12 protein-coding genes are annotated in these 17,306 nt (G+C 44.8%); 6 read left to right on the plus strand and 6 right to left on the minus strand.

What is annotated here, in order from left to right; translation table 11 throughout:
• Positions 1-21 precede the first annotated feature (21 nt).
• The 4 genes from FCL46_RS13670 to FCL46_RS13685 all read right to left on the minus strand — a co-directional run bounded on the left by FCL46_RS13670 (position 22) and on the right by FCL46_RS13685 (position 4,256).
• On the minus strand, positions 22-771 hold the full coding sequence (locus tag FCL46_RS13670) for a DUF6125 family protein (RefSeq protein WP_136807783.1): 750 nt from the start codon (positions 769-771) through the stop codon (positions 22-24).
• Between the two features lie 36 nt (positions 772-807).
• Entirely contained in the window at positions 808-2,007 is a 1,200-nt protein-coding gene (locus FCL46_RS13675) for a M24 family metallopeptidase (protein ID WP_228723395.1), read from the minus strand.
• Positions 2,008-2,082: 75 nt separating this feature from the next.
• Positions 2,083-2,931, minus strand: a complete 849-nt coding sequence (locus FCL46_RS13680) for a 3-hydroxybutyryl-CoA dehydrogenase (protein WP_136807779.1) — start codon at positions 2,929-2,931, stop codon at positions 2,083-2,085.
• Positions 2,932-3,080: 149 nt separating this feature from the next.
• Complete coding sequence (locus tag FCL46_RS13685) at positions 3,081-4,256, minus strand: acetyl-CoA C-acetyltransferase (protein ID WP_136807778.1); 1,176 nt, start codon at positions 4,254-4,256, stop codon at positions 3,081-3,083.
• 547 nt (positions 4,257-4,803) lie between these two features.
• On the opposite strand from FCL46_RS13685, the gene FCL46_RS13690 reads away from it, so the two are divergent.
• The 6 genes from FCL46_RS13690 to icmF all read left to right on the plus strand — a co-directional run bounded on the left by FCL46_RS13690 (position 4,804) and on the right by icmF (position 14,332).
• Positions 4,804-6,570 (plus strand): acetate--CoA ligase, encoded by a 1,767-nt coding sequence (locus FCL46_RS13690; RefSeq protein WP_136807776.1) that lies wholly within the window; start codon positions 4,804-4,806, stop codon positions 6,568-6,570.
• 302 nt (positions 6,571-6,872) lie between these two features.
• Positions 6,873-8,018, plus strand: a complete 1,146-nt coding sequence (locus FCL46_RS13695) for an acyl-CoA dehydrogenase (RefSeq protein ID WP_136807774.1) — start codon at positions 6,873-6,875, stop codon at positions 8,016-8,018.
• Positions 8,019-8,366: 348 nt separating this feature from the next.
• Entirely contained in the window at positions 8,367-9,140 is a 774-nt protein-coding gene (locus FCL46_RS13700) for an electron transfer flavoprotein subunit beta/FixA family protein (RefSeq protein ID WP_136807772.1), read from the plus strand.
• 10 nt (positions 9,141-9,150) lie between these two features.
• Positions 9,151-10,068: an electron transfer flavoprotein subunit alpha/FixB family protein gene (locus FCL46_RS13705; RefSeq protein WP_136807770.1), complete on the plus strand. Its 918-nt coding sequence runs from the start codon at positions 9,151-9,153 to the stop codon at positions 10,066-10,068.
• A 234-nt stretch (positions 10,069-10,302) separates the two neighbouring features.
• Entirely contained in the window at positions 10,303-10,962 is a 660-nt protein-coding gene (locus FCL46_RS13710) for a TetR/AcrR family transcriptional regulator (protein ID WP_136807768.1), read from the plus strand.
• A 103-nt stretch (positions 10,963-11,065) separates the two neighbouring features.
• Positions 11,066-14,332, plus strand: a complete 3,267-nt coding sequence (gene icmF / locus FCL46_RS13715) for a fused isobutyryl-CoA mutase/GTPase IcmF (RefSeq protein WP_136807766.1) — start codon at positions 11,066-11,068, stop codon at positions 14,330-14,332.
• A gap of 206 nt (positions 14,333-14,538) precedes the next feature.
• Here icmF and FCL46_RS13720 read toward each other — a convergent pair whose 3' ends face one another.
• Both FCL46_RS13720 and FCL46_RS13725 read right to left on the minus strand, forming a co-directional pair.
• Positions 14,539-16,848, minus strand: a complete 2,310-nt coding sequence (locus FCL46_RS13720; protein WP_136807764.1) for a tetratricopeptide repeat protein — start codon at positions 16,846-16,848, stop codon at positions 14,539-14,541.
• A gap of 2 nt (positions 16,849-16,850) precedes the next feature.
• Positions 16,851-17,306, minus strand: a complete 456-nt coding sequence (locus tag FCL46_RS13725; protein ID WP_217909629.1) for a QcrA and Rieske domain-containing protein — start codon at positions 17,304-17,306, stop codon at positions 16,851-16,853.

Here is a 17,306-nt window from a genome sequence, read left to right on the forward strand (position 1 = left end):
GGTTTAATCAGGAAACAAAGCTTATTCTGGCGAAATTGAGAATCGCCACGCACAGTACCAGTCATCCGGATGCTTATCCGGCGGACAGCCAATGCACTCTGTCGTTATTCGTGTATCAATTGCTCTGGCAAAATACGTATATTCAACAAGACCTGCTGATTTACATGGATAATCTGCCAATCCTTTTCGTTTTCTGGCACTCTGTACCCGGCAATCGTTCATCTGAAACACAAACGATTCAGGTGTCTCTTCGACAATCGACTGGGTATTTATATTAGCGTAAACTCGAAATCCCAGAGCTCTTTTCAAACCTGCAAGGCCGGGTTGCTGTCCGAGTTGCAGTTGCTCTCGAATTGATTCCGCCTCAAAAGGTGAAAACTGGGCCCAGCAGGAATCGTTACATCGCTTAGCCTCATTCATTCCTTCGGAGAACTCGATAGCCTGAAACCAGACACCATCATTTACCAACCAGTTTTTTGCGACACGCTCACGGAGTTCATGGAGTTGAGTATCTTCCATTGCCAGAAGCGGCTCAGGGATTCCGTCAACCATGTCAAAACCAAATAGCTTTGCCAAATGCTTTAATTGTATTTGCGAACTTGTTTTGGCAGCATTATTCAGAATCTTAAATGCTTTATCTTCTCCCATCTGATGCCGCACTTCTGTATACCACAAGGCATGATGAATGATGATGCGGTGAAACAGATCCATCACATATTGTGCTGTCTGTTTTTGGTCCAGATCAGCTACACTGTCAGCGTTATCGAACATAGGATTCTCCGAAAAAGGTGTGATAGCGTTTACCTCTTAGATAAAACGAATTTGATCATCGAGATGATGTAATCTTTCCAATCCCTTATCAGTTACACGATGTGTATTTTCTATACCAACAACGCCTACACCGGGAAAGATCATCTTAGGCTCAAGTGCTATAACCATACCGGCCTCAAGTTTTAGCTTTTGCCCTTTTGCTATAAAGGGGAATTCGTCAAGTTCTAGACCGACACCATGCCCGGTGAATCGTATCTTTCGTTCGCCAACTCCCATAAATTTTTCGCCGTAGCCTTTCTTCTCTGCAAGCGCAATCATCTGATCATACAACTCACCAGTCTCAACACCGGGCAGCGCTAATTTTGACGCTGCCTCCTGGATTTCCAGCATTGCCCTGTGAGCCTCGAGCAACTCATCCGGTAATTCACCAATAGCAAAGATTCTGGCGTGATCTGAAATGTAACCGTCCAGTGCGAAAACGTAATCCACCAGTATAGGCTCATTTTTACAGATTTTTTTAAACCCTGCACCCTGCCCTATAAGTCCGCTTACCCCTTCGCCACCGGTGGGTGAAGCAAGATAGCTCGGCACCGCAGCTGCGGGCCCGGACATCAGATGACCATAGAAGAGCTCACTGCCAAATAACCGCATACGAACAATTCCCTGATGGCCAAAACTTCGTGCATACGCTTCCAATTCTCCAGCTACTTCAACCTCTGTCCTGCCTTCCTTAAGTAATTCCGGTACTCTTGCAGCAACCTTGTCCGAAAGCGCGCAGGCCTTGCCGATAATTCCCAACTCATAATCAGATTTCACAGCACGGATAAGACGAATATCAATTGAAACATCAACTATCTGCGAATCTTTAAATATTGAATCGTACTGAAAGTAGAGGTTGGCAGGGAGAACATCCAGTTCCATTCCGATAGTTTTGGGCAGGACATATCCCCTTTCTACCAAAGCCTCAGGCATCTTCTTAGGGCTGACAAGGGAGACAACCTCATGCAACTCTGATTCTGCTACAGCCCGCTCATATTCTTTAAACACCATTAGCAGCGGAGCACCTTCAACAGGAACATAGAGCCATCCCTGCTGAGAAGTACCTGAGAAATAGAACAGATCAGTTTTCTGGACTATCAACGCAGCATCACAATCTTTCTTCTGCAAAGAGTGTTGAAGCTTTTCTACTCTTGCATAAAGTTCAGAAGCAGGTGTCACTTGTCTGGAATAATCCATCACACTCCTCTTCAAATTCCTGAATCTTCATCTGCAATTGCCTTTCGTTGTACCCAGGTTGCTAATTACCGTTTTTCAATACTCATAAAAACCTTTGCCGACTTTCCGACCTAAATACCCCGCCTCTACGTATTTTCTCAGTAGTGGGCATGGGCGATACTTAGAATCCTTAAAGCCGTCATACAATGTATCCATAATCGCAAGGCATGTATCAAGCCCTATCAGATCCGCAAGTGCAAGCGGTCCCATCGGGTGATTCATACCAAGCATCATAACCGTATCAATGTCTTCTTTTTTGCCTACGCCCTGATAGAGACAAAAGATCGCCTCGTTGATCATCGGCATGAGTATTCTATTGGCGATAAACCCTGGGAAGTCATTGGCCTCAGCTGGTGTCTTGCCAAATTTTTCACAGAGATCCCATGTGATTTTAAAGGTCTCATCCGAGGTGGGCAGGCCTTTGATAACCTCAACAAGCTTCATAACAGGTACAGGATTCATAAAATGCATGCCAATTACCTTTTCAGGTCGTTTGGTCTGCGCAGCAATCCTGCCAATAGGAATGGATGAGGTATTTGTACCAAGAATCACATGGGCAGGGCAAATTTTATCCAGATCCTGAAAGACCTTGAATTTTAAATCTTCGCGCTCTGTAGCAGCCTCTACCACATAATCAACCTCGGCCATATCCTCGAGGTTTGTGGTGATCTTGATACGCGCCAGGGTCGCATTTCGATCGTCATCAGTAATTTTGCCCTTATCGACCATACGATTCAGGTTGCGTGCGATGTTAGCCAGCCCGTTCTCCGCAAATTCCTGCTTAATGTCACTCATCAGAACATTAAGGCCACTCGCGGCTGCAACCTGTGCGATACCGTTACCCATCTGACCTGATCCAACAACCCCAAATGCTTTCACGTTCATATCGTCCCTCGAATTTTCCCGATGATTTTATATTTTTCTAAATTCTACTTTTCGGAGGCCAACAATTTGTTTGAGAGTCACCATTTTACTCAAATCAAGGAATGTGAGAAAAATGGGTACTCTCTAACGAGTTTACATTCCGAAACTTACTAGCGTTTAACGATAAGCGCTACAGCCTCACCACCACCAAGACACAATGAAGTAAGACCACGCTTTACATCACGCCGTTTCATCTCATATATGAGATCTGTCAGTAACCTGGCCCCACTTGCACCAATAGGATGGCCGATTGCAACACTGCCGCCATTAACGTTTACCTTCGAGACGTCAAGCTCAAGTACCCTGTTAATTCCTACTGATGTGCCGCTGAATGCTTCGTTGATCTCAAACAGTTCTATATCATTTATTGACAAGCCTTCTTTCTTTAACACTTTGGGGATAGCATATATTGGTGCCATTAAGACATACTTCAACTCGATACCATGAGAAGCCTGAGCGCCAATCTCAACCAGGATTTCACAACCAAGTTCTTCTGCTTTTTCGCGACTCATAACTACCAAAGCCGCAGCGCCATCACTGATAATTGATGCGTTACCAGCGGTTCCTACGCCATCCTTTTTAAAGGCTGGACGCATTTTAGAAAGAGTATCGTAATCAGTAGGCTGAGGACATTCATCACGCGCAAACATCTTCGGTTCTTTTCCGCGCTGAGGGATCGGTACCGGAATTATCTGTTCATCAAACCTTCCCGATTGCACTGCTGCTATCGCTTTTTCGTACGATTCTGCTGCAAACTTATCCTGATCTACACGGTTGACTTTCCAGTTTTCACAAATCAACTCGTTGGACATACCCATATGGAAATCGTTAACCACATCCCATAAACCATCATGGACCATATGATCTTCTATTTTGCCCGGCCCCATACGATAGCCCCACCGCGCTTTTTCCATGTAATATGGTGCCATACTCATATTTTCCATACCACCTGCAACAACCACGTCAGCGTCTCCACACTGAATAGCTTGGGCAGCCAGCATGACTGCTTTGAGCGATGAACCACACACTTTATTGACGGTAATAGCTTCTACCAGATCAGGAAGTTCAGCTTTTATCGCCGCCTGCTTTGCAGGATTCTGCCCATAGCCGCATGGCAGAACCATACCCATGATACATTCATTAACTTCTTCCCCGGCAATGCCTGCACGCTTAACCGCTTCTTTAATCACATGCGCTCCAAGATCAGTCGCACCAATCTTTGATAATGAACCACCAAAACTCCCTAGTGGAGTTCGTACTGCACTGACTATCACAGCTTGTTTCATAGCTTTCCTCTCTAAATTGGTTCGTTTGACTGAACTGACGTGCTGTTTCTATACGAGCTGGTTACCTACAAAATACAGTAACCATATCCCTTTGAGCGCATTGGGAGAATTTTCTTCTTGATTCTCTATCGATTTCATTGTTTAATCGAACAAAATAAAAACCGACCAAGCGCTCGCTCTCCATATTGACGATGTTTATTCATACGGAGGTTTTTGTCAATCATTTTCCGGCATCATCAAAATATTTCCTAACAGTGAGAGTGAAATATTAATCGGTTCATAATGTTAACATTCAAAGATCAGGCGAACGAAAAACGTACAGGCTACAATTGTATATGTAGACAGGTAATCTGGTAGAATATTTATCTGTACTATGTATTTTTTCGAGGTTTTACAAATTTTCTTTGACAAACAATATGATTTGTTTTCTAGTTGCATTAATAAACCGACCGAGCGCTCGGTATTATATTTTTCAGTTTATGTAGCACGGCCAAATTAAGGCCCGGGTGTGGTGTGCATCTCTTAACTTGAACTGCAAGGAGTCATTATGAGTATGGTAAATCTGTACAAAGAGGTAATGGACCTCAACATGATGGATGACAACGACCAGAAAGAAGCGGTTGCAAAAGCTTTTTTCGAAAAGCTCAACGCGATGGAACTTCCAGAGAAATTTAACTGGGCTGAAGAAATTTTTGAAGGCTTGCATGTAAAAGATCGCCCTGACCACACCGCCCTTATCTGGGCCGATATTCACACTGAAGAAAGCCAAAGCTACTCCTACAAAGAGTTGGCAGATCGCGGCAACCAATGTCTGAACAAGCTTCATAGTGCCGGTATGGATATGGGCGATAACATGTACATGATGACTCCGATTGTACCTGAGACCTGGTTTGCAAGTTATGCTTGTGTAAAGGGCGGCATAGTAACCGTACCGACCGCTACCACTATGACTGTTCGTGAACTGCAATTCCGTTTTGAGACCTACGCACCAAGCTGTATCCTGGCCGATGAAATTTATGCAGACATCATGGATGAAGCTCTTAAGCTGACTGGAATTACACCTAAAATCAAGATCGTTCTCGGCGAAAAAGACGGTTGGGTTAGCTATCGTCAGCTTAACGACGAAAAAACAATGGCAAAAGCAGCACCTACTGGCTCCAGAGATTTGTTATTCTGTTTCTTCACATCCGGAACCACCGGCCTGCCAAAACGCGTTGGCCATACAGCAACGTCCTATCCACTAGGTCATATCTCAACAGCAGTTATGGTCGGTATTCGTCCTGACGATGTACATCATAACCTCAGTGCTCCCGGTTGGGCTAAATGGGCATGGTCAAGCTTCTTTGCTCCATTAAACGTTGGCGCAACCGTCGCCGGTTTTAACTTTAAAGCGCTTGATGGCCCCAAATACCTGACCGCAATTGCAAAGCATAAGGTTTCTACCTTCTGCGCTCCACCTACCGCATGGAGAATGTTCATTAATCAGGATCTTACCAAATACGACCTCTCTTCACTGAGACAATCCGTAGGTGCAGGCGAACCATTAAACCCTGAAGTAATTTCTAAGTGGAAAGAGCTGACTGGTACAGAAATACGCGATTTTTATGGTCAGACAGAATCAACAGCAATGATTGGTAATGCTCCATGGATGGCTGGCAAAATGCGCAGCGGATCATTTGGCAGCCCGTCATTTATGTACGACGTGACCCTTGCCGATGATGAAGGCAATGAAATAACCAAAGCAGATGAGCCAGGCCATATCGTAGTTCGTCTTGATCGCTGGAGAAGCCTCGGCTTATTTACCGAATATATTGGAACTCCTGAAAAGATGGCCAGTGTCTTCGTCGACAACTTCTATTACACCGGTGACAAAGCTTCGATTGATGAAGATGGGTACTGGTGGTTTGTCGGACGTAGTGACGATGTTATTAAGTCTTCAGATTTCCGCATCGGACCGTTTGAGGTCGAAAGTGCACTGATTGAGCATGACGCTGTTGGAGAATCTGCGGTTGTCGGTATCCCTGATCCTAAACGTCATCAGCTTGTAAAGGCCTTCGTTATCTTAAAAGAAGGTTTTGAGCCATCAGAACAACTTGCTCTTGACCTGTTCAAACATACCATCGACATCCTGGCGAAATTCAAGATTCCTCGCATAATCGAATTTGTCCCAGAGTTGCCGAAAACTCTTAGCGGCAAGATCAGACGAGTCGAGCTCCGCCAGAACGAGACAGACAAAAAAGAAGCCGGTAAAGCAGGCGAAAAACAAGAATACTTTTATTGGAATTTCCCAGAGTTAAGCTCCAAGAAGAAGTAATCAGCAATTGTTAGATCGAATAATTGTAGCTCTGGAAAGATGGAATTTTGTTCGATATCAAGGCGCGAAAAAATTTTAACCACAGGCGTATAAACAATACTCCGAGGATTAAAATTTTTAAGCAACGATGATAGCGGGCAAAAGGACACTTTCCAGGCACAATTAAGATTCATTCTACACCCGGCTGGCTTAGATCCGGCCCCTGTACCACCGCCCACTGGAACAGTTAGTCGTCGAAGACTCCTCCACCGGGTGTAGAATGGTTATTTTCAATTTTTTTAGATTTATTCGGAGTAGACGATATGAATTTCGAATTAACTGAGGAACAAAGCCTCATACGGGACATGGTCCGCGACTTCGCAGAAAATGAAATTGCCCCTTCTGCTAGAGAACGTGATGAAGAGGAACGCTTTGACCGCGCCCTGATGTTCGACAAGTTAGCCGAACTCGGCCTTACCGGTATTGTCTTTCCCGAAGAGTATGGTGGTGCCGGAGCTGACTATATCAGCTACGCCATTGCCGTTGAAGAACTGTCGAGGGTTTGCGCTTCCACCGGCGTAACACTCTCTGCCCATCTTTCGCTCGCCACCAACCCTATCTATCTTTTTGGTACTGAAGAGCAGAAACAGAAATTCATGGTCCCCATGGCCAAGGGTGAAAAGATGGGCGCATTTGGTCTTACAGAGCCTTCAGCCGGTTCCGACGCTGGTGGCACTAAGACAACTGCAATGAAAGAAGGTGATAAATACATCCTTAACGGATCAAAGATATTCATCACCAACGCAGGCGACGCCGAAGTGTACGTGGTTATGGCACGCACTGACAAAAATGCAGAAAAACATCACGGTATCAGCGCATTTATCGTAGAAAAGGGTACACCAGGATTTACCTTTGGCAAGAAAGAACAAAAAATGGGAATCCGCTCTTCACCAACCATGGAACTCGTTTTCGAAAAATGCGAGATCCCTGCCGAGAACCTCCTCGGTAAAGAGGGTGAAGGATTTAAGGTCGCTATGAAAACACTGGACGGCGGCCGTATAGGCATCGCCTCCCAGGCACTCGGCATTGCCCAGGGCGCACTGGAAGAAGCAGTCAATTACGCCAAAGAGCGTAAACAATTCGACCGCCCTATATCCAGCTTTCAGGGAATTATGTTCCAGCTTGCAGACATGGCATGCCAGGTCGAAGCAGCCAGACTTCTCGTCTATCAGGCAGCATACAAGGCCAGCAATAACCAATCATATACCCAGGCCTCCGCAATGGCAAAACTGGTAGCCAGCGAGACAGCAATGAAGGTATCCACTCAGGCGGTGCAGATACTTGGCGGCTACGGCTACACCAGAGAATTTCCGGTAGAGCGCATGATGCGCGATGCCAAAATCACTGAGATTTACGAAGGCACCAGTGAGATACAGAGATTGGTAATAGGCACCAATCTCTGCCGATAGGCTGGAACCATGTATTTTGATCGATCTCGGCGTTATGGTAACCTGTTTAATCCTCGACGTACAAACTGTACGTCTCCGGTTAACCTGATCCCCATGCCTTGATCTCGACAAAAATACACAGCTTCCACCTAGTACTTAGAACACGTCAAACTAGCAGTTGTTTTTAAACCAAAATTACGGGCTACCGGAAATAGAATTTTGTTCAAGATCAGGTAAGCGTCAGACTCCGAAACATGTGTCGAAATTATCCCACAGGCGTATATGTAATACGCCGAGGACATAATTTTGATACATAACGCTGACATTGAGCCAAAAGACATTTCCCAACCCTTGAAAAGAGATCCACTTATGAAAATTTTAGTATGCATTAAACAGGTTCCTGACATGGAATCCAAATTTAAAATAGATGCAGCAGGCATCTGGTACGATACCAGTGACCTCGCCTGGCGAATGAACGAATACGACGAATACGGAGTTGAACAGGCCGTCCAGTTAAAAGAACAGACCGGCGGCGATTTGACTGTACTCTGCATAGGCTCGGACCGCGTTAAAGAAACAATGAAAAAAGCACTCGCCATGGGTTGTGATCGCGGTGCGCATATTGACGACGCTGCGTATTTCTCTAAAGATCCATTTGAGATTGCCGGAATAATCGCTGAATACGCAAAAGATAAATCATTTGACGCGATCTTCACTGGCATGCAGTCGCAAGACCGTGGCAGTGCTCAGGTTGGTGTGTTGGTAGCCGAGATGCTCAATATCCCGTCAATCACAACAGTTGTCGAATTTTCATGTGAAGGTACTGCTTTTAAGGTTAAACGTGAGCTTGAAGGTGGAGTAAAAGCGTTGGTTTCTGTATCTGCCCCTGCCCTCTTCACCTGTCAACTCGGACTTAACACCCCGCGTTACCCAACTCTGCCCAATATTATGAAGGCAAAGAAAAAAGAGTTGCTCACCATCGCTGTTCAGGACCTTCTTAAGGTCGATGCTAAAATGGAAACCACCTCTATGCAGTTGCCTGAGAAAAAAGGCGGCGGATTGATACTTGAAGGTGATATAGGCGAACTGGCGGATAAACTGATTGCCATTCTTAAAGAAAAAACCGGCGTTCTTGCCAGATAGGGGTGACCATATGAAAGTATTATTGATTGCCGAATCACGTGATGGCAAGGTTCTCGGTTGCAGCAGCGAGTTAATAGCTTTTAGCAGGCAGATGAATGCTGAAAGCATCATGTTTATGGTTGGCAGCGAAACTGCGCTACCCGGATATGAAGGAACACTCTATCTCGCTGACAGTAACAGATATAACGAATACAATCCGTCAGTACATAAAGAGCTGATTCTTGAGATTGTGGCCCAGGAAAAACCAGATATGATCGTCTTCAGCCATTCATCATACGGCTGGGATCTGGCACCTCGTGTTGCCTATAGCCTGGGTGCGGCACAGTTCTCAGAAGTCTCTGAAATTGCTGATGGCACACCGGTTGTACCTGCATGCAACTCTAAACTTCGACGCAGGATGAAAGCTAACTCCGCAATTACAGTGGTCACACTCCAAGCTGGCGCATTCGGCCTGGCTGAAGATATAACTGCAAGCCCAATCGTTAAACAGATAGCAACCGATACAGCAGGAAATATAATTTTTCACGGCTATGAACTGGCTTCTGAGGATGGTGTAGATCTTGGAAAAGCTGATGTAATAGTCAGTGCAGGCCGCGGTGTTGGGGGTGCTGATAATATTGCAATCGTCTCAAATCTTGCCAAAGCACTTGGAGGCGAATACGGCGCAAGTCGTCCGGTTGTTGATGCCGAGTGGGTAGATCATGCCAGACAGGTTGGCACCACAGGCCAGACGGTCTCTCCGAAACTCTATGTTGCTTGCGGCATATCCGGCGCGATCCAGCATTTGGCAGGAATGAAGAAATCTGAATTTGTTGTAGCGGTCAACACCGATAAAGATGCACCTATCGGCGAAGTTGCAGATGTACTTGTAGTAGCGGACTTAAAACAGTTTTTACCTGAATTAACTCAGAAACTGCAGGTAGCCTGATAGATTGTTAATCACTCCGTGTGATGGATATTGTTACAATATCCATCACATAGGGTGAGATCTATCTACAGCGAAGTACATGTTTTACTTTTGTTCTTTTTAAATATTGTATAGTTTACCTGTTAATACTGTTTGAAGCTCATCTGAGAAACACTTCTAGTTGCTAGATTTTTTAATTTTGATCTTTTTAGCAATCAGCAATCATCAGAAATACAACACAGAGTAACGGTTTACATGAGAACAAAAGATACAGACGCAATTGAGGTAGAGACCCAGATAAAGAACCAGGACCTGGTGCATGAAAGACGTCGTCAGATTGTTGATGCCGCTGTTAAACTCTTTATCGAACACGGCTACCACAAGACAACAACACGTCTTCTCGCAAAGGCGACAGGGCTTTCCATCGGTACCATGTACGACTACATCTCAACGAAAGAAGATGTGCTCTACCTCGTCTGCATGGCGATCCACTCTGAAGTTGAAGAAGGTGTTAAAGAAGCTCTTGCACGGCCGCTTAGCGGCGCAGACGCCCTTGCAGAGGTAATCCGGGAGTTTTTCCTGGTTTGCGACAAAATGAGCGATCACGTACTGCTGATGTACCAGGTTACACACTTTCTCTCGCCTAAGTGGCAACGAAAAGTGCTGGAAGCCGAAATAGGAATCACTGACCTCTTCATAGAGGCAATGCAACAGATTAAGAAAACAGGCACACTGCCGGAACTGGATGACGATACCATTACCCTGATCGGCCATAATATCTCCGTTATTGGACATACCTGGGCATTCAGGCGGTGGTATTTCGCCAAACATTTTACCATCGAGAAATATATCGAGCAGCAGACCGAATTCATTATGAGTTTTCTGGCAAACAAGAAGAGTCCGGCAATAGGTTAAGCCTCCTTCTTAGTCAGATTTCTATCAGGATTCGCGTGAAATGTTTGTGCACCACGGCTTTAAAGGCCACGTCGTCATTTCTTTTAATGATTTGAGGTGAAACATGAACGCGAACGTTGAAGTATATTCCCCCCAACACAGTGTCAGGATTATTACCGCCACCTCCCTCTTCGACGGTCACGACGCCTCCACAAATATTATGCGGAGGATTCTTCAGGATTCCGGCGTTGAAGTTATTCATCTAGCCCATAACCGCTCGGTTCAAGAGCTCGTTGACACGGCCATAGAAGAAGATGCACATGGTATTGCAATGTCCAGCTATCAGGGCGGGCATATGGAGGCGTTCAAGTATATGATCGACCTCTTGAAAGAGAATGATGCATCACATATTAAGGTTTTTGGCGGTGGTGGTGGAGTTATTGTTGCCGACGAAATTCGCGAACTGGAAGAGTATGGAGTCACCAAAATCTATTCGCCTGAAGATGGTGCTTCAATGGGCTTGCAGGGTATGATCAATCATATGATCTCCTGCATGGATTTCTCGACCACCAGCCTTACCGATCTCAAACCCGAAAATCTGCACTATTCCGACAAAAAAGAAATAGCAAAATTTATTACTGCTGCCCAACAGGCAAAAAGCCAAAGTGAGGCCAATCTTACTGAGCTTATGGAGATGATTCAGCCAATGGCTGATAAATTCCATCCACCGGTAATTGGCATAACCGGGACTGGTGGTGCCGGTAAATCTTCGCTTACTGATGAACTGTTGCTGAGATTTTTGAACGATCTCGATGATCTTAATATCGCCATAATCTGTTGTGACCCTTCCCGTAGAAAGACTGGTGGAGCATTACTTGGTGACAGAATCAGGATGAACTCTATATCCGGGACTAATCGAGTGTATATGCGCAGCCTCGCAACTCGCGACTCAGCTAACGAGGTCTCTGAAGCGCTTCCGGAAGCTATTAAAATAGTAAAAGCTGCCGGCTTTGATCTGATTATCGCTGAAACAGCTGGTATCGGTCAGGGCGACTCAAGAATTACTGATCTTGCAGATATCTCTATGTATGTGATGACCAGTGAATATGGGGCACCATCACAACTTGAAAAGATCGATATGCTTGATTACGCCGATATTATCGTGGTCAATAAATTTGAAAAGAAAGGCAGCGACGATGCCATCCGTGACGTACGCAAGCAAGTGATGAGGAATCGAAAGGAGTTTTCCAAATCTCCTGAAGATTTTCCTGTCTATGGCACTATCGCCTCAAAGTTTAATGACGATGGTGTTACAGCGCTGTACCACGGCATAGTTGAGAAATTGAATGAAAAGATGGGCACAGACCTTCAGCCCAAACTTGCTAAACCAGAAAAGAAGACACCTTCCTCTAAAACTATCGTTATCCCGCCAAACCGTATCAGGTATCTCTCTGAAATCTCAGATACTGTTCGAGGTTATCACACAGAAACAGAAAAGCAGGCAGTTGCTGCCAGAAACTCATGGCATATGACCGAGAGTATTAACCTTATTGGGGACGGCAATGCAGATGTGATTACCATCCTCAAGCAGGAAGCTGACAAACTTGCTCAATCTGTAGATAAAGATACTGAAGAGACACTTCAAGCATGGAATGAATGCAAAGCTGCTTATTCCGGTGATGAACTTGTTTACCATGTACGTGGACGCGAGATCCGTGTACCGCTCTATACTGAATCACTCTCACACACTAAGATCCCGAAAATTGCTCTGCCCAAATTCACTGATCCGGGCGATACATACACCTGGCTCAGAAAAGAAAACCTCCCTGGATTTTTCCCGTTTACCGGAGGTGTTTTCCCGCTTAAGCGTGAAGGTGAAGATCCGACACGAATGTTCGCTGGCGAAGGTGGTCCTGGGCAGACAAATCAGCGTTTCAAGCTTCTGTCAGGGAACTACGATGCGAAGCGGCTCTCTACTGCATTTGATTCAGTAACACTTTACGGCTGGGATCCGGACAAGCGCCCCGATATCTACGGTAAGATCGGCACATCAGGTGTCTCCATCTGTACACTCGATGATGTTAAACTTCTCTATGATGGTTTTGATCTCTGTTCTCCGACCACATCTGTATCCATGACGATTAACGGCCCTGCCCCGATCATTCTTGCCATGTTTATGAACACAGCAATTGATCAGCAAGTGGCGAAATTTGAAACGGAGAATAATAGAAAAGCAGATAAAGACATAGCTGCCAAAATTAAACGGGATGTCCTCGCTAATGTTAGGGGAACTGTCCAGGCAGATATTCTTAAAGAAGATCAGGGACAAAACACCTGTATATTCTCAATTGAATTTGCTCTTAAAATGATGGGAGATATTCAGGAATTCTTTATTAAAAACGCCGTTCGTAATTTTTATTCTGTTTCCGTTTCCGGCTACCATATTGCTGAAGCCGGTGCCAACCCTATAACCCAGTTGGCTCTGACGCTTTCAAACGGCTTCACCTATGTAGAGTATTATCTGGCGCGAGGTATGGATATCGACAAGATAGCGCCAAACCTCTCGTTCTTCTTCTCAAACGGCATGGATCCTGAATACACAGTGATTGGCCGTGTTGCCCGCCGAATCTGGTCTGTAACAATGAGAGAAAAATACAATGCATCTGAACGCTCTCAAAAACTTAAATATCATATTCAAACTTCAGGACGCTCTCTTCATTGCCAGGAAATCCAATTCAACGATATCAGAACCACATTACAGGCTCTCTGCGCAATCTATGATAACTGCAACAGTTTGCACACCAATGCGTATGATGAAGCTATCACCACGCCAAGTTCTGAGTCTGTGAGACGCGCACTGGCAATCCAGCTCATTATTAACCGTGAATGGGGTCTTGCAAAGAACGAGAACCCACTACAGGGCAGCTTTATTGTCGATGAACTTACCGATCTGGTTGAAGAGGCGGTTCTCTCAGAATTCGATCGTATCAGCGACCGTGGCGGTGTCCTCGGCGCAATGGAAACCGGATACCAACGCAGCAAAATTCAGGAAGAATCTCTGTATTATGAACATCTCAAACATTCTGGCGAATACCCGATTATCGGTGTAAACACCTTCAGAAACCCTAACACAAGCTCTGATGAAGCAAATGCCAGTCTGGAGTTAGCACGGGCTACTGATGAAGTAAAAGAAGACCAGTTACGAAGACTGGCAGATTTTCAGGAAAGAAATAAAGAACACTCTGCTGATGAGCTGAAAAAACTCAAGCAGGTTGCCTTAAGCGGCGAAAATATTTTCGAACAACTGATTGATACAGTTAAATACTGTAGCCTTGGGCAGATCACCAATGCTCTGTATGAAGCTGGCGGGCAGTATCGTCGCAATATGTAATCACACCATAGAGCTATACTTCAAAGGCCCGTATGCTTTAAATAGCATCGGGCCTTTATTCATTCGTCACCTTCTTGCTATCAGGTTTGTCTAATTGATATCAACACGTTGTTTTTCTATCGATTAGAGTGAAAACCCATAACTACCTCCCTTCCAAATCTCACTAGAATGATCTCATCACGAGACTACAAAAATACTGGATAGTACTATTGATGTTCTTTCATAACCCGTAACAATTCTTTAGCATTTGCATGATCAGGTGCTAACGCCAACACCTCTTCTACAAGTGCACGTGCATGGTCATTCATTCTAAAATTCAAATAGAGATTAACGAGAGTAATGAAATATTCTTCTCTCTCAGGCTCCAGCAATATCGCCTGGTGTAAAGCTCCTGCCCCATCTTCCCATCGTTTAAGTTTGAGCAGTGCAAGACCATAATTGTAACGGGCACGTGAATATTGAGGCATAGCATCGGAAGCACGACCAAGCAACTCGGCTGCTTCTTCATATCTTTCACTTTCTGATAAAAGCAAGCCAAGGGAATAGGTAACCTCATGCATCTGGGGATGAGAAGTGACCACCTCTCGTAAAAGTTGCTCAGCCTGCTCTTTCTTACCGATATTGTTGTACCCCATTGCCAGATTAACTTTTGCAGGTATAAACTGATCATCGATATTTATGGCTTCCAGATAATACTCTATAGCATTTTGATAATTCCCTAATGCATTTTCAAGATTTCCGAGGTTGTACCGCTGAGGTGCAAAATCCGCATTATACTCCATGGATGTGCGATACTCATCAAGTGTGGCTGCCATGGTCGGCAGGTCTTCTTTTCGTAACTTTTCCTTTGGAATTCCAGCAAGCCTGGAGGCTGCCTCAATCCTCACTGCCTTTACAGGATCATAGAGTTTTGGTGCAACATGTTTTAACAACGTTTCCTCATCAGTTTGATTCAGTAAACGAATGGCCGTTTGACGAATGAGAGGATCGTCGCTCATAAGTGCATTCGAAACAGTATGAGCTGTCTTTTCACCCGGGTAATTTCGTAACAGATTGAGTGCAGTTGCCCGAACAATACCGGGAAGCAATTCATCATTGACCAAGGCAATGAGTTGCTGGTCTATGTTTTCCTCAACTTCTCTGCCTGCAGCAAGGATTTCTCCGTAGTGCGGTTTAGTAGTCTCACCATACCATTTGGTATAATGTTCAATAGTCCAATCCAATGGTTTATCACCATGGCAGTCAGAGGTAGAGCAACCGTTGGGTGTTCCGAGCTTTTTGGAGAGATCTGGACGTGGAATACGCAAACTATGATCGGGCCTGTAATCTATTCCCATATACATACGTCCGGGCATATGGCATTTTACGCATAAATACCCTTCACTTGGTTTCCCTTTGTATTCGGTTTTATGAAAATGATGTTGAGGGGTATCGTATTCTGAAGCTCTATGACATTGAAGACACAACGCATTATCTTTTTTATGCAGTTTGAGCGTGTGCGGATCATGGCAATCATTGCACCGAACATCATGTCGGTACATCTTACTTTGCACAAATGAGCCGTATACATATACCTCATCTTTGATCTGCCCATCCGGATAGTAAAGGTCTTCCGTTAATAACGAAGGCACCATGACATCAAGCAGTCCTTCATTCTTATGTTGATTATCTCCAAGTTGGTATCTGCGTGAATGACAGGGCGCGCATGTCATGATGTGCTGGTCTGCTGAAACATTGCTTGTCGGTATTACCAGACCAAAATCATCAAGTTGAGATCTTCCCAGTGCCGGCAACTCTGCCCATTTAAGATGTTCACTGCCTGGACCATGACACGCTTCGCAGCCAACATCTATCTCAAACCAGATCGTGGAGTATGAGTTGGATTCCATATCATAATTTTTCTGCAGACGAGTTGAATGACATTCTGCACACATACCATTCCATGTCTGCCCTCCTCTAGTCCAATGTAACCAATCGGTATGACTCACAACATCATACGGTGGTAAACGGTACCACGCTTTTTTTTCGACATCCCAGGCAATGCTCAGGCATTGGAGCTTACCATCAGGAAAGGGTATAAGATATTGCTGAAGAGGATAGACACCAAAGGTATGGGTGATGGTAAATATACCTGGCTTGCCATCCGGCCCTTCGGTTTCTACCTGATATTTACCATTATCCATAAAGAATCTGCTGATTCTATCTGTATATGGATCAGTAAAACTGACATTACTAAAATCACCAAGCACAGTCTCGCTATTGGCTTCAGCCATTGCCTTGTCATGATCAGACCCCTGCCACTTCTGATACGCATCACGATGACATTCCCGGCATGAGGCTGAACCTGTAAACTCTACATCTGTAGTCGGTAATAATTCAGAGCTGGCATTGATTCGCCAGGTGTAAACAAATGGTGTAAGCAAAATTATGCAAGCGGCAATGATTGCTGACAATTCCCAGCTTTTTGACGGATATTCCACGCTATTTTTCTCTGGTTCACGATCAGATATCGACATAGTTACGCCTTCACCGAGCGGGGTTTCCCGTTATCTAATCGTTTTTCAGATCTACCAATATTGACTCGAATCTCTCCGTTTTCAATCTTCAAAGGATAACTGTCAAGAGCTCTGGTCGCTGGCGGTGTCAGCACTTCCCCTTTGATATCAAACGTCGAGCCATGACATGGACAGATAAATTTCTGTTCACCATTATCCCAGGGAATTGAACAACCAAGGTGAGTACACGTTCTGGAAAGAGCAAGAAAGCTCCCATCCTGAAGGCAGGCTAGATAAAACTGGCCTCGAGGTATAGCTGTCACAGTGTTGGGTGAATAATCGATAATATTGCCAGCTGTTATTGTTCTTTCTTTTGTATCCGACTGTTTATTCGCTTGCCGGGATTTCAAAATAGATATAGTCAACCATCCCAACTCAAGAGTGGCTAGACAACCAAGAAATACCCATAGACGGTTCAA

It is taken from the genome of Desulfosediminicola flagellatus, from assembly GCF_005116655.2.
Lineage (GTDB): Bacteria > Desulfobacterota > Desulfobulbia > Desulfobulbales > Desulfocapsaceae > Desulfopila > Desulfopila flagellata.

What these genes read in the sequence shown, in the direction of transcription:
- FCL46_RS13670 (WP_136807783.1), bottom strand. Translation starts at nt 771, where the DNA reads ATGTTCGATAACGCTGACAGTGTAGCTGATCTGGACCAAAAACAGACA.
- FCL46_RS13675 (WP_228723395.1), bottom strand. Translation starts at nt 2,007, where the DNA reads ATGGATTATTCCAGACAAGTGACACCTGCTTCTGAACTTTATGCAAGA.
- FCL46_RS13680 (WP_136807779.1), bottom strand. Translation starts at nt 2,931, where the DNA reads ATGAACGTGAAAGCATTTGGGGTTGTTGGATCAGGTCAGATGGGTAAC.
- FCL46_RS13685 (WP_136807778.1), bottom strand. Translation starts at nt 4,256, where the DNA reads ATGAAACAAGCTGTGATAGTCAGTGCAGTACGAACTCCACTAGGGAGT.
- FCL46_RS13690 (WP_136807776.1), top strand. Translation starts at nt 4,804, where the DNA reads ATGAGTATGGTAAATCTGTACAAAGAGGTAATGGACCTCAACATGATG.
- FCL46_RS13695 (WP_136807774.1), top strand. Translation starts at nt 6,873, where the DNA reads ATGAATTTCGAATTAACTGAGGAACAAAGCCTCATACGGGACATGGTC.
- FCL46_RS13700 (WP_136807772.1), top strand. Translation starts at nt 8,367, where the DNA reads ATGAAAATTTTAGTATGCATTAAACAGGTTCCTGACATGGAATCCAAA.
- FCL46_RS13705 (WP_136807770.1), top strand. Translation starts at nt 9,151, where the DNA reads ATGAAAGTATTATTGATTGCCGAATCACGTGATGGCAAGGTTCTCGGT.
- FCL46_RS13710 (WP_136807768.1), top strand. Translation starts at nt 10,303, where the DNA reads ATGAGAACAAAAGATACAGACGCAATTGAGGTAGAGACCCAGATAAAG.
- icmF (WP_136807766.1), top strand. Translation starts at nt 11,066, where the DNA reads ATGAACGCGAACGTTGAAGTATATTCCCCCCAACACAGTGTCAGGATT.
- FCL46_RS13720 (WP_136807764.1), bottom strand. Translation starts at nt 16,848, where the DNA reads ATGTCGATATCTGATCGTGAACCAGAGAAAAATAGCGTGGAATATCCG.